This window comes from Nocardia sp. bgisy134, from assembly GCF_057708325.1.
The window spans coordinates 32,612-56,594 of record NZ_JBYIRW010000006.1; the positions used below are offsets into that span (position 1 = coordinate 32,612).

The window sequence follows — 23,983 nt, forward strand, 5'->3', positions numbered from 1 at the left end:
GAATGCCAAAGCCGGAGTTGCGCTCAGCCGTTCCAGATGCCGGTGGCGTGGAATTCGTCGAGGACGGCGGTCGGCTCGGCCAGGCTCATACCCTGGGCGGCGACCCACTCGTCGTCGAAATAGGTTCCGGCGTATCGATCTCCGCCGTCACAGAGCAGGGTGACCACGCTGCCGCTGCGCTTTTCGGCGAGCATCTCCGCGATCAGGTGGAACACGCCCCACAGATTGGTGCCGGTCGACCCGCCGACGCGGCGGCCGAGCACGTGGCTGGCGTGTCGCATGGCGGCGATCGAGGCGACGTCGGGGACCTCGATCATCCGGTCCACCACCTGCCCCATGAACGAGGGCTCCACCCGGGGGCGGCCGATGCCTTCGATCCGCGACGGCATGCCGGTCTGATATCCGGCGTCCCCGGTCTCGTAGCCGCCGTAGAAGGCGGAGTTCTCCGGATCGACCACGGCGAGCTTGGTGGCATGCCTGCGGTAGCGGATGTAGCGGCCGATGGTGGCGCTGGTGCCGCCGGTGCCCGCGCCCGCCACGATCCATTCCGGGACCGGGTGCGTCTCGAGCACCATCTGCTCGAAGATGGATTCGGCGATGTTGTTGTTGCCGCGCCAGTCGGTGGCCCGCTCGGCGTGGGTGAACTGGTCCATGTAGTGGCCGCCGCACTCGGCCGCCAGCCGCGCCGCCTCGGTGTACATGTCCGGCGGACGCTCCACGAAATGGCAACGGCCGCCCTGCGCCTCGATCAGCGCGACCTTCTGCGGCGAGGTGCTCGCCGGCATCACCGCGACGAAATCCAGACCGAGCAGCTTGGCGAAGTACGCCTCGCTCACCGCGGTCGAACCCGAGGACGCCTCCACCACCGTGGTGCCCTCGGTAACCCAGCCGTTGCAGATGGCGTACAGGAACAGTGAGCGAGCGAGGCGGTGTTTGAGGCTGCCGGTGATGTGGGTGGACTCGTCCTTCAGGTACAGCTGGATGTTCCACTCGACCGGCAGCGGATAGCGGAGCAGATGCGTGTCGGCGGAGCGCTGGGCGTCGGCGTCGATCAACCGCACCGCGTTGTCGACCCAGTCGCGCGGGGCGCTGTGGTCGCAGTACTTCACTTGTCCGCTCCGGACCCGTCCTCACCTCGCAGGCGCGCACGCAGCTGCGCCTTGTCCTTGCGGCGCTTCTCGTCGACCACCGCGATGTCCTCGTTGACCTTGGCGCGCAGCTTCTTGAACAGCGCCAGCGACAGCGGCATCGCGATGATCAGCGCGAACAGCGCGGCCACGACCAGCGGGATGTCCACCGAGACCAGTCGCGCGGCCCCCACGATCAGTGCGGTGATCACCGCGACCAGCGCCAGCCTGGCGAGCGTGTACAGCGCCAGATTCAGGGCCAGCCTGCGGCCGGGATGCGCGGTGGGCTGGGACGATGCGCCGTCCGGACGGGTGGAGTCGCTCACGTGGACCAGGGTATGCGAAGCTGTTGCCCGCCCTCGGCCCACACCCGTTCCCGAGGCCGGACGACGATCCGTTTTGTCCATTACTTCGCCTTTACCAACTGTAGGTGGTTCGCGTACCTAGGGGTCGGAGTGCAACGATGGCGCCATCTGATGAGGGAACTGTCGAGAACGGAGAGGTTTGCTATGACTGCGATCACCGTCGGCGGCCAGGACACTCTGCTGACACCCGGCCAAGTGGCTGCCCTGTTCCACGTCGATCCGAAGACCGTCACCCGCTGGGCCCATGCCGGGCGCCTCGGCTCGCTGCGCACGCCGGGCGGGCATCGCCGTTTCCGGGAGTCCGAGGTTCTCCAGCTGCTGAAGTCGCTGACCACGGAAGCAACCCCCACCCGCTGAACGACCACGACCGGCGCGGGCATCCATGCCCGCGCCCGGTCATGTCGGACCGATTCGGCTCCTGCGGTGTGCGTTGACGTCGCACGCGGCTACCCTCGATAGCAGGAGGTGAGCGAACGTGACGTATCTGTTGGCACTCATCGCCGTAGTGGCTGTCGCGGTGTTGTGCTGGAAGGCGTTCGGCCCCGTGCGTGCTGGTGATCGAATCCCCCGTTCACCCCAGCGCAAGCAGATCCTCGGGCCCGACGACGACCCGGAGTTCCTGTGGCGCATCTCGCGGCAACAGCATCCCGACGGTGATGGCACCACCGACCGCTGAATCGGGTCGGACCGCGTCCTGACGCGGGTCGTGCGCCCGGCCGGATGACTGCGCGCGGGTCGCCTGCATCGGCGGTCAGGGTTGGCTCAGCGGTGCGTTGCGGCAGACGTTCGGTCGCTGGTCGGGATTCGCCAGGTAGTGCCGCAGGAGGCTGTGGGCGATCAGCGGGTTCATGAGCAGGTGCCTGTCCGACACGGTCATGATGCCGAAATCGCCCCTGTTGATCGTCATCCGCCGCACGGTCGCGTTGACGGATTGCCAGACTTCGGCGGACGGATGCGCCTCGATGGCGATGAGGTTGTCATAGCGGCTTCCGCCCTGGCGTCGGATGCGAGCGTCGATACCAGATACCTGCTGCCACGGGATCGCGAAGACGCTGCCCGCGTTGTCGCGATACAGGATTCGCGTCGGCGTGAGCGTCAATCCCGGCACCACGCCTCGCCGTCCGCGCAGAATCAGATACGCCGACAGCAGCGCCAGCACACCGAGCGGCCCGACGAACACCAAGGCCAGCAGGCCGAGCCAGGTCCGTTCGACGACCGCGATCACCGCGTTCGCTCCGGCGACCGCGACCAGCAGCACTCCGAGCGCCGCCGCCAGCACTCCGTAGATTTTGCGCGGCGCGCGGAGCGCCAGCAACAGCCCGGATTCCCGCACCCCGTCGTGTTCGATGTCCTCCACCCGCACGCCCGCCCAGCCGCGCCGCTCGTAGTCCCGCGCGCGCTTTTCTTCCCATCGCCATCGTTCGGGCCACGCGTACTCGGCCCCCGAGATGTTCTCCCCACTCATCCGGCCGATCCTGCCACAGCGGATCCGGACGACACGATTCTTTTCGGACCTCGTGACACGCGCGCGGCCCGAGAACACGTGTGTCGCGCCGCAATTCGGAGAATCGGGCGCGCGTCCTGCTCGGTCGGCGCACACTGCTCGAACACTGGCCGAACCCGGTCATGATCGACGACGGCGTCCGTGCCGGGTGTCGGCCGCTCGCCCGCGATCGCAAGGGACCGATGGTAATGGCCGCGCCGATGTCCGAAGACGAAACATCCGCCGCGGGAGTGACGCCCGCGCCCGATTCGACACTGCCGCCCGCGACCGGAGGGACCGGGACCGGCGAACGCGACACCGGAGATGACGCCGGCACCGCGAGCGGCCTCGGCACTACGTCGAGCGAGATCAGCACCGCACCAGGCGACCTCAGCACCGCGGCGGGCGACGAAAGCGTAGCGCCGAGCGATGACAGCAGCACGGTGCCGGAGGCTCCTCCGATGGACGCACCCGTCGCGGAGGATGTGGAGGCAGCCCATGTCGCCCGCGAAAAGGCGAAGTTGGAGAAGGCCACGGCAACCTACGAGGCGTGCAGGGCGCGGGGCGAAGAGCTGGTCGCCAAGATGCGGACGGCCGCCGCCCGGTCGGCTAGCGAACATCGAGCGCACCGTGCGTCGATCGCTTGGCGCGAAAAGCTTTTCGACGCGGAGTATTCGACCGAGGACGCATCCGACTCGGTAGGCGCGGTGTGCACGCGATGGCACAGAGTCTCGGCGACATCGTCGTACTACTACAAGAATTGCCCGCGCCCCGGCTCGAATCACATCTACTCGTGGCAGAACTACCGGCACGGGGACGAGCGGTTGCGGAACTCCGATGTGTACTTCTACCAGTACGCCGCCGCCGCGGGAAAACCCGAAACCCTTCCACCGCTGCACTTTCTGATGCGCAACTCCGCCATGGCGGCCGACACCCAAGAGGTCTATCAGTATCTGATGCATCGCGATTCCGGCTCTGTCGAGGCGGGTATGCGCGAGGCGGGGACGGACGATTTCCACGCCCTGCTCGGCACCATGAACGGATCCGGACCCGCTTATCTCGTCATCGATCACGGCGAGGAGCTCGGAATAACAGGCATCAGCGGCATCGACATCGCGCACAACACGGACACCACCTATTACTTCCAGTCGGCTACATCGTCGGCCGGCTCATCGAGTTCCTCGTCGTCGAGCTCGAGCAGTTCGTCATCGAGCTCGAGCAGTTCATCGAGTTCGTCGAGTTCGTCCAGTTGAGTCGAGGCCCGTCGACCGCGGAGGTGGCGCGCCTGTTTCGATGACGCCATGATTCCGGTCTCGCGCTGGACGGGGCCGGCGAACTGGTCGTCTCGCGTGCGCCGGAGCTGCCCGCGCTGGGCGGCACCGGCGCGCTGCACTCGTTCGAGCGAACAACATCGTCGAACCAGTCGAAGACGACCGTGGCCGAGGACGACAGCGGTGGGTGTCGGCACACCCGGATCGAGTCAGCGGTCGGCGGCGGCGGAGTCCCGGGTCGCGATGATCTGGACGACTGCGGGAAGCAACAGGTGCTCGGCGGCCAGGACGCGCTCGGCCAGCGAATCGACCGTGTCGTCGGGCAGCACCGGCACTTCGCTCTGCGCGATGACCGCGCCCGTGTCGTACTCCTCGGTCACGAAGTGGACCGTCGGACCGGACACCGTATCGCCCGCCGCGAGAACGGCCTCGTGGACGGCCTTGCCGTACATGCCCAGTCCGCCGTGGCGCGGGAGCAGCGCGGGATGGATGTTGATGATGCGCCCGCCGAACTCCTCGCGCACCCGCGGCCCCAGCTTCTTCATATAGCCCGCGGTGACGACCAGAGCCGTATCGTGCGCGACGAGCGTCGCCCGCATCGTCTCGTCCAGTTCCTCCGGATCCGGATGCGTCCGCCCCGACATGTGCACCGCCGGAATCCCGGCCTCCCGCGCATACGCCAACGCCCCGGACCCACTGTTGTTCCCGATCACCAACGCGATCGCGAACCGCGCCTCCTCCTCCAGCGAGGCCCCGTGCAGCGCACGCAAATTCGACCCATAGCCCGACGCAAGCACCGCGACCCGAAGCCTCGACATACCCGCAGTCTCCCACAGCCCGAGCCGCGGCTCGACGACGGTCGAGACCCGGCCGATCAGAAATCGTGGGTTACGGCATGAGCAGCAGTTGGCCGGTCCTGGACCGAACGATGGAGAAGTGCTTGCGTTCCAGCGTGGTGACGGCGATGACGGCCGTCTGGGCGGCGATTCCGAGTCAGGTACCCAGTCGGATCAGAAGATGAACTGGCTGCCGTAGGCGGAGGTCTGCACCGTCCCCACCGCGGTACTCACCGTGGCGGTGATGAAGGGGACGGCCGAAACCGGTGAGGCACACTGGCCGACGTTCAACGCGGCGTTGTTGAAAATGAAGTGATACGGGAACACGGTCTTGTTGTCCAGGTTGGTCGTCACTGTCGTGACGGTGGTGATCTGGCCCGGCGCCAAGGTGGCTTCGAGGACCTCTGCCAGGCCCAGGGTCCCGCCGACGGTCGGTCCGAGGCTCGCGCTGGGGGCCGAGGCACTCGGGGACGTGGTGTCGACGCTCGGGGACGTGGTGTCGGCGCTCGGGGAGGTGGTGTCGGCGCTCGGGGAGGTGGTGGCGGCGCCCGCCGAGGTAGTAGCGGCGCCCGCCGAGGTAGTAGCGGCGCCCGCCGAGGTAGTAGCGAGACTCCGGGAGGTGGTGCTGGCACGCTGCGGTGTGGGCAGCGGCGTCAGCGTCGCACTCGGCGGTGTGGACACCGGAGTCACCTGTGTATTCGGTACTCGGGCGGCAACGTTCGACTGGCTGAATTCGGGGGAAATACTCGCCAACAGCCCTTGTTCTGGATCGATTCCGACGGTGAAGCCGTTGTCCAGACTGAGCGCGCAGCCGACGAGGAACCCCGCGACGGCCTCGCCGGACGTTATTCCATCACCCTCCACGTTCAGCGAGTAGTCGCCGGATAGCTGCGCGGCATGCGCGAACGTCATGAGGAAGTTCGGCATCCGGTCGCCCGGTGGGTCCACTTTGATGTTCTCCACCGATGTCGTCACATGAATCCCGGCACCGGATACGTCCGCGCCGGGCGGTTGGGCTCGGCTCGGCTCGGCGCCGGGCCACAGACCCACAGCCAGGACGGCCGCGACCACACCGGTCACGATAACGACGAATCGAGGTCGCATATCTGATTCCGTTCCGAATCGGATGTACATCAGCGGCGGCAGAATCGCATGAACAGACCGATATAGCTAATATTTGGCAAGCATAATGAGATACCGGCCCGGCTCGTTCAGGCTGCGGGGCGTGTTGCGCACCTTCCAGGGCTCAGCCATAGATTTGCCAAGCGCGGATGATGCTCAGGTTGCCTGAGGCGGCGTCGCCGCGGGGCACTATTGCGCTTCCCTGTTCATCAGCCACGGCGCCGACATCAAGACCGTGCAAGCGCGGGTCCGGCACGTCAGCGCGATCACCACGTCGCGGTACTACGCGCACCTTGGCCGGACACCGACGAGTCCACGCGGAACGCCGTGGGCGGCGTCCTCCGGGAACATCGCGAATCCACTGCGTACCGAGCCGGATTCAACCGCACCGGGAGATTCGAAGACAAGCGCTAACGCGCAGGTCGAAGCCAGTTAGTTCAGCCCCGCGTAGCTGTGCAACCCCGAGATCACGATGTTGATGATGAACAGGTTGAAGAGCATGGCGACGAAACCTGCGATGTTGATCCAGGCGGCCTTGGTGTCGCGCCAGCCGGAGGTGGCGCGGGCGTGCAGGTAGGCGGCGTAGAGGACCCAGGCGATGAAGGAGCAGGTCTCCTTGGGGTCCCAACCCCAGAAGCGGCCCCAGGCGGCCTCGGCCCAGATGGCGCCGAGGATGACGCCTGCGCCGAAGAGGGGGAAGCCGATGATGGTGGTCTTGTAGGCGAGGCGGTCGAGGGCGCGGGCGTCGGGCAGGCGGCGGGCGATCTTGCCGAGCGGGCTGTCGGACTCCTGGCCCTCGGGCTGACGCAGGCGGTACAGGAACAGCAGGCTCGCGACGCCGGACAGCAGGAAGATGCCGCTGCCGATGCTCACCACGGTGACGTGGATGGGCAGCCAGAACGATTTCAGCGCGGGCACCACGGGCGCGGCCTCCGCGTACAACACCTGCCCGGCGAGGAACATCAGGACGAGCACGGGCGCGATCAGGAACACCCAGATGGCGCGGAACTTCTGCTCGTACAGGAATCCGAGACCGACGACCAGCGCCGCCGCGCAGGCCATGGTGACGAACTCGTACATGTTGCCGAGCGGGAAGCGGTGGGTCGCGAAGCCGCGCAGCACGATCGAGGCGACGTGCAGGACGATGCCGACGATCAGCACGGAGAACGCCATGTTGCCGAACTGTTCGGCACGCGAACGGCGCGGTGGCGGCGCCACCTTCCCCGGCACGCCCGGCCCCGCGCCGCCACCGACGGTGACGAGTTCGCGCGCCTCGGCCTTGCGGGTCTGCACCGACGCGTACTGCGCGATCAGCAGACCGAGCGCGAGCACGTAGATGACGAACGCCGATTTGAAGGCGAGGTTGCTGTACCCGGCGAGGGTCTCGTCGATCGGCATGTTCACTCTCCCGTGCGTGTGGCGTCGGTCTTCACGTCGTCGCCCGCAGCCTCCAGCAGGCGCCCGCGGAGCCGGTCGAATTCGCCGCCCCAACCCGCCTGATCGGTTCTGGCGAGCCCGCCCATTTCTACTACGATGCGTCGTTGGTCAACGGTACCGGCAGGGTCGTCAGCCGGGTAGACCCGCACCCAGATCCGCCGCCGTTTCACCAGCAGCGAGACCAGCAGGCCTGCCATCATGGCCAGCGCGCTCACCAGCACCCACTGCTGGGCCGGGTCGTGCGAGACCTGCAGGTTCACGAATTCCTGCGCGCCGTCGAAGGTCACCTTCGCGCCGTTGGGCAGCGTGGTCGATTCGCCGGGGCGCAGGTTGACCCTGGCCTCCTTGGTGAGCCTGCCCTGCCGCACCATCTCCTGGTCCAGCGAGAACAGATCCTGCGATCGCCCGGTGTCGAGACCGGTGTCGCCGCGGTAGATGTCCACCGCGACGGCGGGGTCGTCCATGCTCGGGAAGGCCGAGGTGAGCAGGTTGCCATGGAACAGCGCGGTCGGCGCGAACAGACCCTCGATGGCGATCTGGTTCTTGCGGCGCTCCTCGTCGGTGGCGTACATGCCGCCGGGCGGGTCGATGCGCAGCACGCCGCTGGACAGGAAGGTCCGCGCGTCGTCGGGCCGCCACTGGATGGTCTCGGTCCTGGTCTGGCCGTTCGGGAAGGTCACGGTGAACGTCGGCGCGTACCCGTGGCCTTGGAGGTAGAGGCGATCGCCCTCGACCCGCAGCGGATGGTTGACCTGCAATGTGGCGGAGCGCCATGTGTCGGTGGCCAGATCCGGTCCGGCCTGGTAGTCGACGTCCGAGGTGAACATCTCGGCCTGTCCGGTGCGTAGGTAGTCGGCCTGGAAGTCCTTGACCCGCACGCAGACCGGCGTCATGCCGGTGCCGTCGTTGACGTTGCCCGCCCGGAAGGAGTCGAACACCGCGGGCGAGGTGGTGCAGAAGCCGGGGCCGTTGTTGGCGATCACGATGACGGTGCCCTCGTAGCCGAACAGCTTGCCCACCGCGATGGCCACCAGCAGGCAGACCAGCGCCAGATGGAAGACCAGATTGCCGAATTCGCGGGTGTAGCCCTTCTCCCCGGAGAGGGTGAGCTCGCCGGGGCGGTTGCCCGGCCGCACCTCGGTGCGCCAGCCGCGCAGCTGCCCGCGCGCGTGCTCGATCAACTGCTCGGGGGTGCTCGCCGACTCGCCCGAGTAGTGGTGCGGCAAACGGGACAGGTTGCGCGGGGCGCGCACCGGCGGGGTGCGCAGCGCCTTGTAGTGATCGAAGGTGCGCGGCAGGATGCAGCCGACCAGCGAGACGAACAGCAGCACGTAGACCGCGGTGAACCAGAAGCTGGAGAACACGTCGAACAGTTCGAAGCGGTCCATCCACGGTCCGAGCGTCGGGCGGTCGGCGATGTACTGTTCGACCTTCTGCTCGTTCAGGTTCCGCTGCGGCAGCAGGGCGCCGGGAATCGCGGCGAGCGCGAGCAGGAACAGCAGGACCAGTGCGGTGCGCATGCTGGTGAGCCCGCGCCAGGTGTTGCGGACGAGCGCGATGGCGCGGCCGGGTAGCGACTGCCGGGGCGGACGATGCGAGGCCGGTTCGGCCACGGGATGGTCGGTCACGGTCATATCGGCAGGGTCACCTCGGAGACGAACGCGTCGCGCACCCACGCCACGAACTGATCCCACGCCCCCGTGACCAGCGCGACGCCGACGGCCATGAGCAGGATGCCCCCGACGATCTGAATGGTTCGCGAATTGCGGCGCAGCCAGCCGACGCCGCGCAGTGCGCCCGCCGAACCGAAGGCCAGGATCACGAACGGCAGCCCGAGCCCGAGGCAGTACGCGACGATCAGCGCGACGCCGCGAACGGCTGTGGTGCCTTCGGTGCCCGCGGCCACCGCCATCACGCCGGACAGGGTGGGGCCGAGGCACGGCGTCCAGCCGAGCGCGAAGACGCCGCCGAGCAGCGGCGCGCCGACGAGGCTGGTGAGGCGGCGCGGCTCCATCCTGGTGTCGCGCTGCAAGGCGGGCACCAGACCGACGAACACCAGACCCATCAGGATCGTGACCACGCCGCCGATGCGTTGCAGCAGTTCACGATTCACGTTGAGGGTCTGGATGACGCCGAACACGGTGGCCGTCGCGAGCACGAAGACCACGGTGAAACCGGCGACGAACAGCCCGGCCGCACCGGCGACGCGCAACTTGCCCGCGCGCGCGGAAACCGCGACCGAGGAACGGCCTTTCGCCGACTCGGCGGTCGCGGGCGGGGCCTCGGCGCCGACCAGCCCGGCCAGATACGACAGGTACCCGGGCACCAGCGGAACCACGCACGGCGAGGCGAACGACACCAGCCCCGCCAGCAGGCACGCGCCGAGCGCGAGCAGCAGCGGGCCGGTCGCCGCCGTCTGCTGGAACGATTCCCCCACACTCGCGAGCACCATCACCGCACGCCCCACAAGGTCGGACGGCCCATCACTGCTCGCCCTCCTCGGCGAGTTTCGTCACGATCGGCTGCAGATCCTCCGCGATCAGCGACCGCAGGAAGACGGCCGCGACGCGATGCTGCCGGTCCAGCACGAGGGTGGTCGGGATGACGCTGGTCGGAAAATTGCCGCCGAGGGCGAGCAGGGTGCGCATGGACGGGTCGTAGATGGACGGGTAGCCGACCTTGTTGTCGGTGACGAAGTCCTGCGCCTTGTCCCGCTGGGGATCACGGACGTTGATGCCGAGGAAGGCGACGCCCTTGTCCTTGGTGGCTTCGTAGACCTTCTCCAGCGCGGGCGCCTCCGCGCGGCACGGCCCGCACCACTGGCCCCACAGGTTGACGACGACCACCTTGTCGGGGAAGTCGGCGACCGAGACGGTCTTGCCTTCGGTCATCAGATCGGGGCCGGAGAGCGCGCCGATGGTGCCGCGCGCGGCGGGCGGATCGTAGTAGATCTCGGTCTTGCCGCCCGGCGAGACGAATTCGAAGGTGCCGCCGGTGGCCACCGCGTCCGATCCGGTCGAGCAGCCCGCGAGCGCGGCCACCAGGGCCACGCACGCTACGAGCACCGGCGCGATCCGCCTGGCCGGCGTCCGTGCGGACGCGGACCTGACTGTCGCGGGGAACGACGCGGTGGCACGGATCATGCGCCGTGCACCGTGGGATCCGAACCGCCCGCGGGCTCGGAGTAGACGATGTCGACGAGCGTGTCACCCTGGTAGACCAGCGAGGTCAGCGAGGCGAGCGAGCACTGCCTGGCGCGCGGGTCGTGCCAGAGCCGCTGCCCTTGGAGGAACCGCCGCAGCGTCCAGACGGGCAGCTGGTGCGAGACGAGCACCGCCTCGCGACCCGCGGCCTCGACCCGAGCCTTGTTGACCGCGGCCAGCATGCGGTGCGCGATCTGCAGGTACGGCTCGCCCCAGGACGGGGTGAACGGGTCGCGCAGCTTCCACCAGTGCCGCGGCTTGCGCAGCGCGCCGTCGCCGACGGACACCCGCAGGCCCTCGAAGGTGTTGCCCGCCTCGATGAGGTTCTCGTCGGTGCGCACGATCACGCCGTGCTGCTCGGCGATCGGCGCGGCGGTCTCCTGCGCGCGCTGCAGCGGCGAGGCGATCACCACGGCGATGTCGTGATCGGACAGCGCCCGAGCGACCGCACCCGCCTGCGCCCGGCCGGTGACCGACAGGCTGAAGCCGGGCAGCCGACCGTAGAGAATGCCCTTCGGGTTGTGCACCTCGCCGTGCCGCAGCACGTGCACGATGGTCTCGACGGCCGGGCTCGCGTCGGCGAGGTCGGGCTCGCCGGAGCGCGGAGTGGCGGTGGTGCGCGAGGAGCGCGCGGGGGTTTCGGTGTCCTTGGCGCCGACGGCGGGCGGCTCGTCGGCGACCGCGTCGGAGAGTGTCGCGTCGGCTGCGGCGAGGTCGGCCGCGGACTGGTCGGCGGCGTTGGCCTCGGCGGTGTTCACATCGGCGTCGATCACAGCCTCGGCAGCGTTCAGATCGGCGGCCGCCTCGGCAGCAACTTCGGCAACCTCGGACTCAGCGGACTCGGCGGCCCCGGATTCGGCAGCGGCGTCGGCGATCTTGTCGGCCGCAACCGCCTCGGCATCGGCAGCGCTCACGTCCGCGGTGTTCTCGGCTGCATTCACATCGGTAGCAGCGGCCTCGACCTCTGCATCGACGGCATCAGACTCGACAGCAGCACCGGCCAGCTCGGCAGCAGCAACCATCTCAGTGTCGGCAGCGTTCGCTTTCGCGGCGGTCTCGGACTCGGCAGCAGCATCGACGGCGATCTCGGCAGCAGCATCGGTTGCGGCACCGGCAGCATTCACATCCGCGGCGGCGTCGGCAAGCTCGGCAGCGGCGTCGGCACCGGCGATCTCGTCGGCCGCGACGCTCTCAGCATCGGCATCCGCAGCACCCGCGTCGTCACCTTCCACCGGTGCGTCGGCGAGATCCAGGTCGGCGGCGGCAGCGGCCGACGCCGACGCGCGGGCGGCGGACTCCTCGGTGATCTCGGCTTCGGTGATCGCGCCGAGTGCCTCGGCCTCGCTGAACGGGGAGTCCGCGCTCGGCGGGGTGGTGGTCGTTGGGTCGGGGTCGGTCGGTAGTTCGCGGCGGGCGACGCCGGGCTTGTCGTGGTCGGAACTCACGCGCGGGATCCTTCGGGGGTGGCGGCCGCGGCCGCGTGCGCGGCGGCGGGCAGGGCTGCGGCGATTCGGTCGAACGCGTCCTCGTCGAGCGCCGCGGAGACGAACCACGCCTCGAACGCGCTCGGCGGCGCGTACACGCCGCCGTCGAGCAGCGCGTGGAAGAAGGCCGGGAAACGCCAGGTCTGGCTGGCCTTGGCGGTGGCGTAGTCGGTGACCGGACGGTCGGAGAAGAACACGCTCACCATATTGCCCGCGAACTGCACGTGATGCTCGACCCCCGCCGCGCCGAGCGCCTCGGTGAGCAGGCCGCCGAGCCGTTCGGCGTTGCGATCCAGTGCGGCGTAGACCGCGTCGTCGGCGGCACGCAGCGTGGCAAGGCCCGCGGCGACGGCGACGGGGTTACCCGAGAGCGTGCCCGCCTGGTACACCGGGCCGAGCGGGGCGAGCTGCTTCATCACCTCGGCGCGTCCGCCGAACGCGGCGGCGGGCAGGCCGCCGCTCATCACCTTGCCGAAGGTGTAGAGATCACCGGCGACACCGTCGCGACCGAACCAGCCGGAACGGCTGACGCGGAATCCGGTCATCACTTCGTCCATGATCAACAGCGCACCGTGCTCGGTGGTCAGCGCGCGCAGCCCTTCGTTGAAACCGGGCACCGGCGCGACCGCGCCCATGTTGCCCGCGGCGGCCTCGGTGATCACGCACGCGATCTGGCCGGGGTGCGCCGCGAAGGCCGCGGCCACCGCGTCGAGGTCGTTGTACGGAAGCACGATGGTGTCGCTCGCCTGCGCGCCGGTGACGCCGGGCGAGTTGGGCAGGCCGAGCGTCGCGACGCCCGAGCCCGCGTCGGCCAGCAGCGCGTCGACGTGGCCGTGGTAGCAGCCGCTGAACTTGATGATCTTGGTACGGCCCGTATAACCGCGGGCCAGCCGCACCGCGCTCATGGTGGCCTCGGTGCCGGAGTTCACCAGCCGCACCCGCTCCACCGGCGCGACGCGCTCGATGATCAACTCGGCGAGCTCGATCTCCGCCGCGGTGGGCGCGCCGAAGGACAGGCCGCCGACCGCGGCACGCTGCACCGCCTCGACGACCGCGGGGTGCGCGTGCCCGAGGATCATCGGACCCCAGGAGCACACCAGGTCGACGTAGTCGTTGCCGTCGGCATCGGTGAGCGTGTAACCCTTCGCGGAGTCGATGAACCGCGGCGTGCCGCCGACCGATTTGAACGCCCGCACCGGCGAGTTGACCCCGCCGGGGATCACCGCACTCGCCCGATCGAAGAGCTGAGCGGAAACCGGCACCGATGCCCTGGTCACGCGCGGAGAAGAACTCACGGCCTCCAGTGTCGCAGCCCCGGTGAACCCGGTCGACGACAGGGTGTAGGAGAGTGACGCGCGCCGCAGTCCGCCCGGCAACACGCCGGGCCGCGTTTGCCGCGATATCGGGCGACGCGTCCGTAATCTCTGCTGGTCGACTGCGACTACCCCTCGGGAGGCTCCTCATGCGGTTTGCCCTCGTCAGCACGGCAGCATTGGCCGTATTCACCTCCGCGGCAGCGCTATTCGGCGCTGGGACCGCCACGGCGGCCGACCCGGTCGCCGATCTGGACCAGGGCCGCATCGGCGTCCGGTTGAGCCACGAGGAGACGGCCGCGCTGGCGGGCGGCCCCGGCCCCGCGCTGATCACGATGTTCGTGCCGCTGGACCGGATCGGCGCAGGCTTGCACCAGGACACCGAGCTCTTCCGCGATCAGAGTGGCGGCGTGCGCGCCACCCTGCGCCAGGTGATCTCCGAATCCGCGAGCCACCCCGATGGTTCCGTAACCATCTATCTGAACGCGCCGGGGACTCGCAACGGCCGCGTGCTCGACATCTATCAGAACTGGTCCCGCTGAATGACGAACTCGCCCGCGGACCGAAGTCCGCGGGCGAGTAGTTCATTCGGCGACAGAGATTTCGGTTCCAGTGAGCGCCGGTACGCCTATGTGTAAACGCACGGCAGCGCGGCGGACAGGGTCTGCAACGAGCACAGGATCCCGTTCATGGCTCCCGCCGACCCGGTCTCCGGCACCAGACCGGCGACCGGCGCCGTCGGCTCCAGCGGCAGACCGGCCGGGTCCGCCAGCGCGGGCGAAGCGGCCAGACCGACCGCAGCGGTCGCGACCAGGGCCGCAACCGATCTCGTGACGAGAACTTTCACGAGTCACACCTTCCATTCGACAAGCCCACCGGCGAATACCGGTGCGCCACAGCACGAATCGTATGCGCATCGGAAGTTTTGTGAAGCGTTATCGTTTCAAATACTCGGGTTGGTGATGCCGACGCAGAACAACGCGAACCCGGTGGTGACCAGGCAGTCCAGTGGCGTGGGCAGCAACTCCAGCAGCCCGGGCGGCGGAGTCGCGGCGAACGCGGGCGCCACAGGCACAGGTGGCGGCGGGGTGGATTCGATGGGAGCGGCAGCGGCCGGTATCGCGGCGGCCGCACCGATCAGGCAACCCGCCGCAACCCCGACGGCGAGCTTCTCGGCGTGGATCGTCGGCTTCATGGTTGGGAGGTTCCCGCCCGCACGGCGGCAAAACGGGAGCGGCCGAGTTGTCCGGCCCCGCCTTACTTCTCGGCGGCGGAACGGACGGCGCGAGTGACGGCGTCGATGGCGAGCAGACCCGCCACCACGACCAGGAAAGCCGCGAGAACCAGCCACGGCGCGACATAGCGGGTCGCGTCGAAGGCGGGCATCTCGCCGAGCGCCGCGAACGACGTGGTGACGGTGCCACGACCCCAGCTCAGCGCCGCGAGCGCCAGCACGACGACGGCCGCCACGACCTCGCCGAGCGCCACCACCATGTCACGTCTCACCGGTCCGCTCCGTTCTCGCTGCGCTGCTCCTCGATGCCCTCGGCCGGCAACGCCTCCGCGCCATCGGCGGTGCGCCGCTCCTCGATGCCCCCGACCGGCAACGCCTCCGCGCCATCGGCGGTGCGCCGCTCCTCGATGCCCCCGACCGGCAACGCCTCCGCGCCATCGGCGGTGCGCCGCTCCTCGATGCCCCCGACCGGCGATGCCTCCATGCCATCGGCGCTGCGCTTTTCCTCGTCATGGGCGCTGCGCTTTTCCTCGACGCCCTCCGCCCGCTGCAGCTCCGCATCATCGGCCTTGTCCTGCGCCTCGACGTCCTCCGGCCGCAGCGCCGTGGCGAGCGCGGTCCGCAGACCGCGGTGATCGCGCGCCCACGCCTGCACCAGTCCGCCGTCGCCCAACCGCAGTCCGATCCCTTTCCGCCTGCGCGGCACACCGCTCAATTCGCCGAGCGCCCGCGCCGACTCCCACTCCTCATCGTTCCAGGAATGCTCGTCGCGCTCGGGCAACACGGCGGTGACGCCGGTGAGCGGCAGGGTCTCGGTGCCCTGACGCAGGGTGGACTCGGTGAGTTCGACGCTCACATGACGGCGGCCCGCGACCACTTGCAGCGCAACGAAAGCCGCGATGAGCGCCCCACAGAAGATCAGGGCGAACCAGTGCACCGGACTGGACGTGACCATTTCCAGTACCAGAACGAGAAGACAGAGCAGCGGGCCGTAAGCGACCGCGCGCCAGCGCGCACCCGGCTCCACGAACAGCACGGCGTCGCCATCGCTCACGCCGCGCTACCCATCAGATCGCGCCTCCGACGCAGCCCGGCGCCGGGTCGTCCCGCCGGTGAAATCAGCCGACCAGACCGGGCAGCAGCAGGACCGCGACGGTGACCAAGCCGAACAGGATCAGCAGGCTCAGGACGAGCAAGTCTCGTCGCATGCTCTGCGGCTGCTGGATCACCACTCGCATCTATGCCTCCGATCTCCCGGAGCCAACTGGATGACGCCCTCACGCAACGCAAGACAACGCATGACCAATAACTACCGGTTCCCATGATTACTGTGACAACCCTCACCATACATGTCCGCGCTACCGCGACAAACTCGATGCGGCCACCGTTATTCGTTCACCGGAGGTTGTTCTGGAAGTACTTCGTCGAGTCGGGACGGAAGCTGAGGAACAGTGCGCCGCCCGCGAGCACGCCCTGCACGATCGCCGCGCCGCCCGCGACCAGCGAGGCCGCGCCGGTCACCGCGTCCAGAGCGAACAGCGCCGCGACGGCGCCGAGCACCAGCCACACGGCCAGCACCGTCAGTACGGTGCGCGCCCAGAGCTTGCCGCGGCCGAACTGGTGTACGACCGCGAAAGCGCCCGCCGCCAGCGCCAGACCGGCGAGCACCATGACGACCAGCATCAGCGACACCAGCAGCTCGGCGGTGGCCATGGCGAAATTCGGGTCGCCCACCTTGCCCTGATCGAACATCCGCTGGTCGAGGTCCTCGCGCTGCTGCAACGAGGTCAGCACCGTGCCGACCAGCTGCACGACACCGAATCCGATGATCCCCCACCACAATTGGCGAGCCGTACGGATGTCTTCGGGCATCGGCGGCCGGTGCGGGACCGGCAGCACGCCCATCGGTCTCGGGGAGTTCGTCACGACAACCAGTGTGCGGCCTCGGTTGCCCAGTAGGTGAGCACGATGTCCGCGCCCGCCCGGCGGATGCTGGTCAGCGATTCCAGCACGGCGGCGCGGCGGTCGATCCAGCCGCGCTGCGCCGCCGCCGTGATCATCGAGTACTCGCCGGAGATCTGGTAGGCCGCCACCGGCACCGTGGACCGGTCGGCGACATCGCGCAGGATGTCCAGGTAGGACATGGCGGGCTTGACCATCACGATGTCGGCGCCCTCGGACAGGTCGAGCTCGAGCTCGCGCAGCGACTCCCTGCGGTTGGCCGGGTCCTGCTGATAGGTGCGGCGGTCGCCCTCCAGCGACGAGCCGACGGCCTCGCGGAACGGACCGTAGAAGGCCGAGGCGTACTTCGCGGCGTAGGCCAGGATGGCGGTGTCGGTGCGGCCGACCGCGTCGAGGCCGCGCCGGATCGCGCCGACTTGGCCGTCCATCATGCCGCTGGTGCCGAGCAGGTCGGCGCCCGCCTCGGCCTGCGAGATCGCCATGTCGACGTAGCGGTGCAGGGTCGCGTCGTTGTCCACCGCGCCGCCCGGCGCGAGCACGCCGCAGTGGCCGTGGTCGGTGAACTCGTCGAGGCAGGTGTCGGCCATGACCACCGTCGCGTCGCCGACCTCGTCGGCCAGCGCGCGCAGGCCGCGGTTCAGAATGCCCTTCGGATCGCTGGCCTGGCTGCCGGTGGCGTCCTTGTCCTCCGGCTTGGGCACGCCGAAGAGCATGAGCCCGCCGACGCCCGCCGTGACGGCCTCGACCGCCGCCTTGCGCAGCGAGTCCATCGAATGCTGGTAGACCCCCGGCATCGAACCGATCTCCCGCGGTTCGTCCAGCCCGTCGGCCACGAACATCGGCAGCACCAATTGCCGTGGTTCCAACGTTGTTTCGGCCACGAGACGGCGCAGAGCGGGAGTACGGCGCAACCGCCGCGGGCGGTCCATTCCGGTCATGAATCGCACGATACGCCTGCTCGGGGAAGGTGTCGCGAGCGCACCGGACGGGGGTGATCCGGCCCACCTCCGGCTTCGGGCCGGGACCGCCCCCATCGTCGTGAGCCGCGGCGAATCGGGTCGCGCATGGGACGCGACGGCGGCGGCTCGCTCCCACGGTCGCGAAATTGTGCGTCATCCTGAAGTCGGGGCACGCACGGACCTCGGAGGCAAGGCGATGACGGGTTACGACCGGTACGGATCGCGGGTGGCGGCGTTGCGGCGGTTCGCCGACGGCGGGGACGTGTGGGCGATGGAGCGGCTGGCCGAGGCGCTACGGGAGGCGAACGACCCGGGCGGCGCGGAACACTGGCTGCGACGGGCGGCGGAGCTCGGCAGCGGTTCCGCGCTCGTCCCGCTCGGCGAGCTCGCGGTGGCGGACGGGCGCGTGGCGGAGGCCATCGAATGGTGGGAGCAGGCCGTCGCCGCCGGTTGCGCGGGCGCGGATCTCCAGCTCGGGGCGCTGTATCTGGAGCGAGGGGAACTGGACGCGGCCGAGCGCTGGTTGCGACCGGCGGCGGAGGCGGGCGCCCCGGAGGCGATGACCAATATGGGCGTGATCGCGCACCGGCGCGAGGACGACGAGTCCGCCGTGCGCTGGTATGAGCGCGCCGCCGAGGCCGGAAATCCCACAGCAATGCGAAGTCTCGGTGTGCACCTGGCCCGCGCCGGTGCGTTCGAGCGCGCCGTCGAGCTGCTCGCCGAGGCCGCGCGTCGTGGTCGCCGCGACGCCATGGCGGTGCTCGGCGCGGCGTATTTGGATCGCGACGAATTCGACGAAGGCGAGCGCTGGCTGCGCCGAGGCGCGGCGGCGGGCGATCCCGAGTCGATGTTCCTCCTGGCGATGACGTTGCGGGACCGCCGAACCACCAGCACGCCGAACGGCGCCGCGTCTGACGAAGCCATTTACTGGCTCCGGAAGGCAGCCGATCTCGGCCACCCCGAAGCCCTTCGGCTGCTTCTCGACTCGTGACATCGCCGTCGCCCTGCCTGCCAGAGCATCGAGCGATCGTTCGGAGACGGCAGGCAGGATCAGCATTCCGTGCGCACCGACCGACGAGCCCGAAAAGTGTTGCAGCCAGCGGTTTTTGTCGGTGGGCACGGGTAGAATCGAAGCTGTGTTCGAGGGGATCCGCCGGGTTCCCGATCGCGAGGGGAGGACGCACATGCCCGCGACCGAAACCGCCCGAAAGTCCACGATCATCGCCCCGTACCGGCCGCTCGAGAAGCGGCCGCTGCCGCCGGGACGCCCGCGCAAGTGGTACGTCACGCACAACCGCAGGCTCAAGGCGATGCGGCTGAGCATCGCCCTGCTCGACTCGGGGATCTACCTGCCCACCCAGGCGAGCAACGAGAAGATCCGCAACACCGCCGAACTCGTCGGTATCCGCCCGCCCTCGGACACCACATGCCGCCTGGTGCGCACCCTCCTGCGTTACAGCCGATGACTGCGTCCGGCCCACGGCCGGGCGCGAAAGCGGAACGCCCACAACGAGGTGGGCGTTTCGCCGCGTGCGAGCTCCGTCAGCGCGGACGGACCGAAACGGTTTCAGCCGATGGGCGGCGTGAACAAACACCGCGGTGGGTACGGCATTGATGTACTGCTGCCCGGCAACTCGACGAAGCAGGCCAACAGCCTGACCAAGGTGCTGGATACGGCACTGGAGCCGGTCGCAGAACCCGATTCCAAATCCGCGGCCGAACCGGTCCCCGCCACGGGCGGCGCCACGGCGGGCGCCGCGCCGGCGGGTGCGGCCGAAGCGGCACCGATGGTCAACGAAAGCAGGCCAATCGCAAGAGTTTTCGTCATCAACTGGGGCATGGCGCTACCGCCTTTCCAAGAACACTGTCAATCGTGTAATCGGTGACGGTAGCGCTGTCCAGCAAAAGTGAAACGCCCACATTTCTATGGGCGACCGGCGAAGCTGTCCCCTACCAACGGGAGGCTCCTCGGGGCGCCGCGGCCCACAACGCGAAACGCCCACCGTGGGGCGGGCGTTTCGCCGCGCCGATCACCTTCCCGGGCGCGGAGCGGACGGCACCTACCCGGGCGCGGAGCGGACGGCACCTATCGGCTACGCCGGCTCTTCTTGCGCGGCGGGGGCAGCAGACCCTCGGCGCGCAGCCGGGCGGCGTGCTCGGCGAGCGCCTCGACCAGCGGGCCGACCTGCGCGGTCTCGGGCTGCACGTCCACGCGCAGGCCGAACTCGATGGCCGTCTCGGCGGTCTTCGGGCCGATGCAGGCCACGATGGTGCGTGCGTGCGGCTTGCCCGCGATGCCCACCAGGTTGCGCACCGTGGAGGACGAGGTGAACAGGACCGCGTCGAAACCGCCGGTCTTGATCATCTCGCGGGTCTCCGCGGGCGGCGGCGAGGCGCGCACCGTGCGGTAGGCGGTCACGTCGTCGATCTCCCAGCCGCGGTCGCGCAGACCCTCGGCCAGCGTCTCGGTGGCGATGTCGGCGCGGGGCAGCAGCACTCGGTTCACCGGATCGAAGACGTCGTCGTACGGCGGGAAGTCGGCGAGCAGGCCCTCGGAGGACTGCTCACCCGAGGGCACCAGCTCCGGGTTGATGCCGAACGAGCGCACCTTGTCGGCGGTGGCCTCGCCGACGCAGGCGATCTTCACGCCGCTGAACGCCCGCGCGTCCAAACCGAATTCGGCGAACTTCTCCCACACCGCGCGCACCGCGTTGGTGGAGGTGAACACCACCCACTGGTAGCGGCCGTCGACCAGACCCTTCACCGCGCGCTCCATCTGCGCGGGGCTGCGCGGCGGCTCGACCGCGATGGTCGGCACTTCCATCGGGATGGCGCCGTGGGTGACCAGTCGCTCGCTCATGTCGGCGGCCTGATCCTTGGTGCGCGGCACGAGCACAGTCCAGCCGTACAGCGCGCGCGACTCCCACCACGACATCTTCGACCGGGAGGCGACCGCCTTGCCGATGGTCACCACCAGCGGGCCGACCAGCTCGGAGGCGGCGCTGTTCAACGTGGCCAGGGTGGCCTCGATGGTGCGCTGCTGACGGGTGGTGCCGCGCACCGTCACCGCGACCGGGGTCTGCGGCGCCATGCCGTGCTCCACCAGGGCGCTCGCGGTCTCGGCCAGGTGACCGGAGGTGGCGTGCAGCACCAGCGGGCCGGGCGCGGCGGCCAGCGCGGCCCAGTCGACTTCGCCGCGCACGTCCGCCTCGGTGTGGCCGGAGCCGAGCGCGATGCCCGCGTAGCTGGGCACCGCGGAGCCGTTGGGCAGGCCGGGCAGCACCTCGAACACCATGTGCGAGCGGGTGACCGTGGTGACCTCGGTGATCACCGAATCGGCCGTCAGCGGATCGCCCGCGACCACGCGGACCACGTCGTGGCCGCTGCGGGCCTCGGCAATGAGCGTCTTGGCGACCTCGGCGGGCTCACCGAGGGCGGGGCGCACGTCGACCGGCCGCGTGCCGTCCTCGTTCTCCTCGACCGCGGTGCCGATCAGCGCGAGCACACCCTTGTCGACGTCGGGATCGGTGAAGGCCAGTGTCGCCCGCCCGAGCACCTCGCGCGCACGCACTGTCAGCAGCGCCGGGTCACCGGGACCCGACCCGACGAACAAGATCCGACCGGGGTGCTTCTTGGTGGCTCGGCTCATTGGCTGTTCTCCATTGGGCTGGGATTACTGATACGACCTTCGGTCGCGCCCGGTCGCGACCGCTGCAAGTTCGGGACGTCACCTGGGCGCTCGGCTCTCGCCTCGGCGGTGTCGTCTGTTCCGGGTGCGCCGAGCAACTCGCGGGCCCCCAGCTCCAAGAGCTCTTTCGCGAGTGCGCGGCCGAGCCGATCGGCCTCGGCGGGCGCTCCGACCACCGAGGCGCGCAGCACCTCGGACCCGTCGGCGGCCGCGGCGCAGGCCCGCAGCGAGAGCTCGTCGACGATGCGACCGTCGTCGTCCAGCGACTCGACGACCTCGGCCAGCGCGCCGATCGGCGCGGTACATCCGGCCTCCAGCTCGGCGAGCAGCGACCGTTCCGCGATGACGGCGGCCCGGGTGGCCGCGTCGTCGAGCCGGGTCAGCGCGTCGATGGTCGCGGCGTCGTCGCTGCGGCATTCGACCGCGAGCGCGCCCTGCGCCGGGGCGGGCAGCATCTGCACCGGCTCCAGCGCCTCGGTCACGGCGTCGAGTCTGCCGATCCTGGACAGTCCGGCTCTGGCCACCACCACCGCGTCCAGCTCACCTTCGGTGACCTTGCGCAGCCGGGTGTCCAGGTTGCCGCGCAGCGGCACGATGTCCAGACCCAGGCCGAGCGCCGCCAGCTGAGCCGCGCGGCGCGGCGCGGAGGTGCCGATCTTGGAACCGGCGGGCAGCTCGCCGAGCACCAGCCCGTCGCGCGCCACCAGGGCGTCGCGCGGATCCTCGCGGGGCGGGATGGCGGCGATGGTGAAACGCGCGTCCGGCGCGGTCGGCAGGTCCTTGTAGGAGTGCACCGCGATGTCGATGGTTCCCGCGGCCAGCTCGTCGCGCAGCGCCGAGGTGAACACGCCGACGCCGATCGTCTGCACCGGATCGGAGGATAGATCGCCCGGCGTCTTCACCACGACCAGCTCGGCCGGATGTCCCGCGGCGATCAGCGCGTCGCGCACGGTGCCCGCCTGGGTCATCGCGAGCAGACTGCCTCGGGTGCCGATGCGCCACGGCGCCCGGGTGCCGCCGGCTGTCATGTTGTCCTCTTCCTGAACGACTGTCATGCCGACTTGCCCTCCTCGCCGAGATGTCCCGCGGTGAAGTCGTCGGCGAGTCCGGCGCCGAGTTCACCGGTGATCGTGCTGATTTCCATCGGCGCGGCAACAGCTTGTGCCGCACCGGGCTTGAGTTCGAACAGTTCGCGTAGCGCCTCGGCGTAGCTGTCGCCGCCCGGCGTCGACGCGAGTTGCTTCACCCGCACCGTCGGCGCGTGCAGCAGCTTGTCGACGACCCGGCGCACGGTGCGCGCCACCTCGTCACGTTCCGGATCGGCCAGGCTGGGCAGGCGCGAATCCAGCCGCAGCAGTTCGGCTTCCACCACTTCGGCGGCGCGCTGGCGCAGGGCGGCGACCGTCGGGGTCACCTCGGCCATGCGCTGGCCCGCCAGGTACTTGGCGAGTTCGTCGGCGACGATCGACCTGGCGGCTGCGGTGTCGTCGGCTGCGGCGCCCGCGGCCGGATCGCGCTGCAAGGTCTCGATGTCGATGACCGCGACGCCGGGCAGACCGGCCACGGCGTGCTCCACGTCGCGCGGCAAGCCGAGGTCGCAGAACACCAGCGGACGTTCCGTCGCCGGGAATTCGGCGCGATCGCGGTCGGCGAGGGCGCGGTGGGTGTCGGCCAGCGTCACCACGGCGCCGACCGCACCGGTACAGGTCACCACCACATCGGCGGCGGCCATCGCCTCGGTGAGCCGGGAGAGCTCGAGCGCCGAGGACTCGACGCCGTAGGAGCCCGCGGTCTCGGAGAGCCTGCGCGCCCGGTCGATGGTCCGGTTCACCACGATGATGCGGCCGATGCCCGCGCGCGACAGATGCGCGACGGCGAGCCCGCCCATCGCGCCCGCGCCGACGACGACGGCGGTGCGACCCGCGAGTTCGCCGAGGACCTGCTTGGCCCGATCCAGCGCGACCGACACCACGGACGCGCCCGCCCGGTCGATACCGGTCTCGGCGTGCACCCGCTTGCCGACCCGCAGCGCGTGCTGGGCCAGCTCGTGCAGGGTGCGCCCGACGGCCTGCTGGGCGTCGGCGGTGGCATAGGCGCCGCGGATCTGGCTGAGCACCTGCTGCTCGCCGACGACCATCGAGTCCAGCCCGCTGGCCACCGCGAACAGGTGCTCGGCGGCGGCCTCGCTGTAGCGCACGTAGGCGTGCTTGGTGAGATCGGTCAGCGGCAGCCCGGAATGCTTGGTGAGCAGGTCACCGACCTCGGCGAGACCGCCGTGGAAGGCGTCGACCACCGCGTAGACCTCGACGCGGTTGCAGGTCGAGACGATCATGGCCTCGGAGATGTGGCTGGAGGCGAGCATGCGATCGATCAGCTTGGGCCGGTCGGCATCGGTGATGGCGACCTTCTCCAGCACTGCGACGGGAGCGCTGCGGTGCGAGATCCCGACGAGTAGAACGCTCATGCCTTCGCCTCGCTGACGCTCGGCTCCGGCATGCG

General features: G+C 69.5%; 27 protein-coding genes. 7 read left to right on the forward strand and 20 right to left on the reverse strand.

What is annotated here, in order from left to right; all coding sequences use genetic code 11:
• Window positions 1-23: 23 nt before the first annotated feature.
• Window positions 24-1,109 (reverse strand): L-cysteine desulfhydrase Cds1, encoded by a 1,086-nt coding sequence (gene cds1, locus AC3ERS_RS12665; RefSeq protein ID WP_431966869.1) that lies wholly within the window; start codon window positions 1,107-1,109, stop codon window positions 24-26.
• Window positions 1,106-1,453, reverse strand: a complete 348-nt coding sequence (locus tag AC3ERS_RS12670) for a DUF4229 domain-containing protein (RefSeq protein WP_431966871.1) — start codon at window positions 1,451-1,453, stop codon at window positions 1,106-1,108. The genes cds1 and AC3ERS_RS12670 overlap by 4 nt, the downstream gene beginning before the upstream one ends.
• 183 nt (window positions 1,454-1,636) lie before the next feature.
• Between AC3ERS_RS12670 and AC3ERS_RS12675 the strand changes: the two genes are divergently transcribed.
• Both AC3ERS_RS12675 and AC3ERS_RS12680 read left to right on the forward strand, forming a co-directional pair.
• On the forward strand, window positions 1,637-1,849 hold the full coding sequence (locus AC3ERS_RS12675) for a BldC family transcriptional regulator (RefSeq protein WP_067792165.1): 213 nt from the start codon (window positions 1,637-1,639) through the stop codon (window positions 1,847-1,849).
• A gap of 118 nt (window positions 1,850-1,967) precedes the next feature.
• Window positions 1,968-2,168 (forward strand): hypothetical protein, encoded by a 201-nt coding sequence (locus AC3ERS_RS12680; protein WP_431966874.1) that lies wholly within the window; start codon window positions 1,968-1,970, stop codon window positions 2,166-2,168.
• A gap of 75 nt (window positions 2,169-2,243) precedes the next feature.
• Here AC3ERS_RS12680 and AC3ERS_RS12685 read toward each other — a convergent pair whose 3' ends face one another.
• Window positions 2,244-2,957, reverse strand: a complete 714-nt coding sequence (locus tag AC3ERS_RS12685; protein WP_431966876.1) for a hypothetical protein — start codon at window positions 2,955-2,957, stop codon at window positions 2,244-2,246.
• Between the two features lie 239 nt (window positions 2,958-3,196).
• Between AC3ERS_RS12685 and AC3ERS_RS12690 the strand changes: the two genes are divergently transcribed.
• Window positions 3,197-4,228 (forward strand): hypothetical protein, encoded by a 1,032-nt coding sequence (locus AC3ERS_RS12690; protein ID WP_431966878.1) that lies wholly within the window; start codon window positions 3,197-3,199, stop codon window positions 4,226-4,228.
• A gap of 227 nt (window positions 4,229-4,455) precedes the next feature.
• Here AC3ERS_RS12690 and purN read toward each other — a convergent pair whose 3' ends face one another.
• The 8 genes from purN to hemL form a co-directional block, all read right to left on the reverse strand.
• Window positions 4,456-5,064: a phosphoribosylglycinamide formyltransferase gene (purN, locus tag AC3ERS_RS12695; RefSeq protein WP_431966880.1), complete on the reverse strand. Its 609-nt coding sequence runs from the start codon at window positions 5,062-5,064 to the stop codon at window positions 4,456-4,458.
• A 192-nt stretch (window positions 5,065-5,256) separates the two neighbouring features.
• Window positions 5,257-6,153: an MspA family porin gene (locus tag AC3ERS_RS12700; RefSeq protein ID WP_431966882.1), complete on the reverse strand. Its 897-nt coding sequence runs from the start codon at window positions 6,151-6,153 to the stop codon at window positions 5,257-5,259.
• Window positions 6,154-6,636: 483 nt separating this feature from the next.
• Window positions 6,637-7,602, reverse strand: coding sequence for a c-type cytochrome biogenesis protein CcsB (gene ccsB / locus AC3ERS_RS12705; protein ID WP_431966884.1), 966 nt, complete (start codon window positions 7,600-7,602; stop codon window positions 6,637-6,639).
• Between the two features lie 2 nt (window positions 7,603-7,604).
• Window positions 7,605-9,275, reverse strand: coding sequence for a cytochrome c biogenesis protein ResB (gene resB, locus AC3ERS_RS12710; protein ID WP_431966886.1), 1,671 nt, complete (start codon window positions 9,273-9,275; stop codon window positions 7,605-7,607).
• Window positions 9,272-10,093, reverse strand: coding sequence for a cytochrome c biogenesis CcdA family protein (locus AC3ERS_RS12715; protein WP_431966889.1), 822 nt, complete (start codon window positions 10,091-10,093; stop codon window positions 9,272-9,274). Before AC3ERS_RS12715 ends, resB begins: the two co-directional genes overlap by 4 nt.
• 31 nt (window positions 10,094-10,124) lie before the next feature.
• Window positions 10,125-10,784: a TlpA disulfide reductase family protein gene (locus AC3ERS_RS12720; RefSeq protein ID WP_431966891.1), complete on the reverse strand. Its 660-nt coding sequence runs from the start codon at window positions 10,782-10,784 to the stop codon at window positions 10,125-10,127.
• Window positions 10,781-11,398: a histidine phosphatase family protein gene (locus tag AC3ERS_RS12725; protein WP_431967414.1), complete on the reverse strand. Its 618-nt coding sequence runs from the start codon at window positions 11,396-11,398 to the stop codon at window positions 10,781-10,783. Before AC3ERS_RS12725 ends, AC3ERS_RS12720 begins: the two co-directional genes overlap by 4 nt.
• Window positions 11,399-12,285: 887 nt before the next feature.
• Window positions 12,286-13,623, reverse strand: coding sequence for a glutamate-1-semialdehyde 2,1-aminomutase (gene hemL / locus AC3ERS_RS12730; RefSeq protein ID WP_431966893.1), 1,338 nt, complete (start codon window positions 13,621-13,623; stop codon window positions 12,286-12,288).
• A gap of 167 nt (window positions 13,624-13,790) precedes the next feature.
• On the opposite strand from hemL, the gene AC3ERS_RS12735 reads away from it, so the two are divergent.
• The gene (locus tag AC3ERS_RS12735) at window positions 13,791-14,183 is read left to right on the forward strand and encodes a hypothetical protein (protein WP_431966895.1); all 393 of its coding nucleotides are present in this window, start codon (window positions 13,791-13,793) and stop codon (window positions 14,181-14,183) included.
• A gap of 86 nt (window positions 14,184-14,269) precedes the next feature.
• Here AC3ERS_RS12735 and AC3ERS_RS12740 read toward each other — a convergent pair whose 3' ends face one another.
• The 6 genes from AC3ERS_RS12740 to hemB all read right to left on the reverse strand — a co-directional run bounded on the left by AC3ERS_RS12740 (window position 14,270) and on the right by hemB (window position 17,775).
• The gene (locus AC3ERS_RS12740) at window positions 14,270-14,488 is read right to left on the reverse strand and encodes a hypothetical protein (protein ID WP_431966897.1); all 219 of its coding nucleotides are present in this window, start codon (window positions 14,486-14,488) and stop codon (window positions 14,270-14,272) included.
• 96 nt (window positions 14,489-14,584) lie between these two features.
• On the reverse strand, window positions 14,585-14,836 hold the full coding sequence (locus AC3ERS_RS12745) for a hypothetical protein (RefSeq protein WP_431966899.1): 252 nt from the start codon (window positions 14,834-14,836) through the stop codon (window positions 14,585-14,587).
• A 62-nt stretch (window positions 14,837-14,898) separates the two neighbouring features.
• Complete coding sequence (locus tag AC3ERS_RS12750) at window positions 14,899-15,147, reverse strand: hypothetical protein (protein ID WP_431966901.1); 249 nt, start codon at window positions 15,145-15,147, stop codon at window positions 14,899-14,901.
• Window positions 15,144-15,929 (reverse strand): hypothetical protein, encoded by a 786-nt coding sequence (locus tag AC3ERS_RS12755; RefSeq protein WP_431966903.1) that lies wholly within the window; start codon window positions 15,927-15,929, stop codon window positions 15,144-15,146. Before AC3ERS_RS12755 ends, AC3ERS_RS12750 begins: the two co-directional genes overlap by 4 nt.
• Window positions 15,930-16,270: 341 nt before the next feature.
• Window positions 16,271-16,801, reverse strand: coding sequence for a hypothetical protein (locus tag AC3ERS_RS12760; protein WP_431966905.1), 531 nt, complete (start codon window positions 16,799-16,801; stop codon window positions 16,271-16,273).
• Window positions 16,798-17,775: a porphobilinogen synthase gene (gene hemB / locus AC3ERS_RS12765; RefSeq protein ID WP_431966907.1), complete on the reverse strand. Its 978-nt coding sequence runs from the start codon at window positions 17,773-17,775 to the stop codon at window positions 16,798-16,800. Before hemB ends, AC3ERS_RS12760 begins: the two co-directional genes overlap by 4 nt.
• A 217-nt stretch (window positions 17,776-17,992) precedes the next feature.
• Here hemB and AC3ERS_RS12770 point away from each other — a divergent pair, with 217 nt between their 5' ends.
• From AC3ERS_RS12770 to AC3ERS_RS12780, 3 genes are all read left to right on the forward strand, one after another.
• Entirely contained in the window at window positions 17,993-18,787 is a 795-nt protein-coding gene (locus AC3ERS_RS12770; RefSeq protein WP_431966909.1) for a tetratricopeptide repeat protein, read from the forward strand.
• A 193-nt stretch (window positions 18,788-18,980) separates the two neighbouring features.
• Window positions 18,981-19,262, forward strand: coding sequence for a hypothetical protein (locus AC3ERS_RS12775; RefSeq protein WP_431966911.1), 282 nt, complete (start codon window positions 18,981-18,983; stop codon window positions 19,260-19,262).
• Window positions 19,263-19,370: 108 nt separating this feature from the next.
• Window positions 19,371-19,682 carry a hypothetical protein gene (locus tag AC3ERS_RS12780; protein ID WP_431966913.1) on the forward strand — a complete coding sequence of 104 codons (312 nt, stop codon included), beginning with the start codon at window positions 19,371-19,373 and terminating at the stop codon, window positions 19,680-19,682.
• A gap of 200 nt (window positions 19,683-19,882) precedes the next feature.
• On the opposite strand, the gene AC3ERS_RS12785 is transcribed toward AC3ERS_RS12780, so the two are convergent.
• From AC3ERS_RS12785 to AC3ERS_RS12795, 3 genes are read right to left on the reverse strand one after another with little or no spacing between them, the layout of a single operon-like run.
• Window positions 19,883-21,445 carry a bifunctional uroporphyrinogen-III C-methyltransferase/uroporphyrinogen-III synthase gene (locus AC3ERS_RS12785; protein ID WP_431966915.1) on the reverse strand — a complete coding sequence of 521 codons (1,563 nt, stop codon included), beginning with the start codon at window positions 21,443-21,445 and terminating at the stop codon, window positions 19,883-19,885.
• Complete coding sequence (gene hemC, locus AC3ERS_RS12790; protein ID WP_431966917.1) at window positions 21,442-22,539, reverse strand: hydroxymethylbilane synthase; 1,098 nt, start codon at window positions 22,537-22,539, stop codon at window positions 21,442-21,444. Before hemC ends, AC3ERS_RS12785 begins: the two co-directional genes overlap by 4 nt.
• Window positions 22,536-23,948, reverse strand: a complete 1,413-nt coding sequence (locus AC3ERS_RS12795) for a glutamyl-tRNA reductase (protein ID WP_431966919.1) — start codon at window positions 23,946-23,948, stop codon at window positions 22,536-22,538. Before AC3ERS_RS12795 ends, hemC begins: the two co-directional genes overlap by 4 nt.
• Window positions 23,949-23,983: the final 35 nt, after the last annotated feature.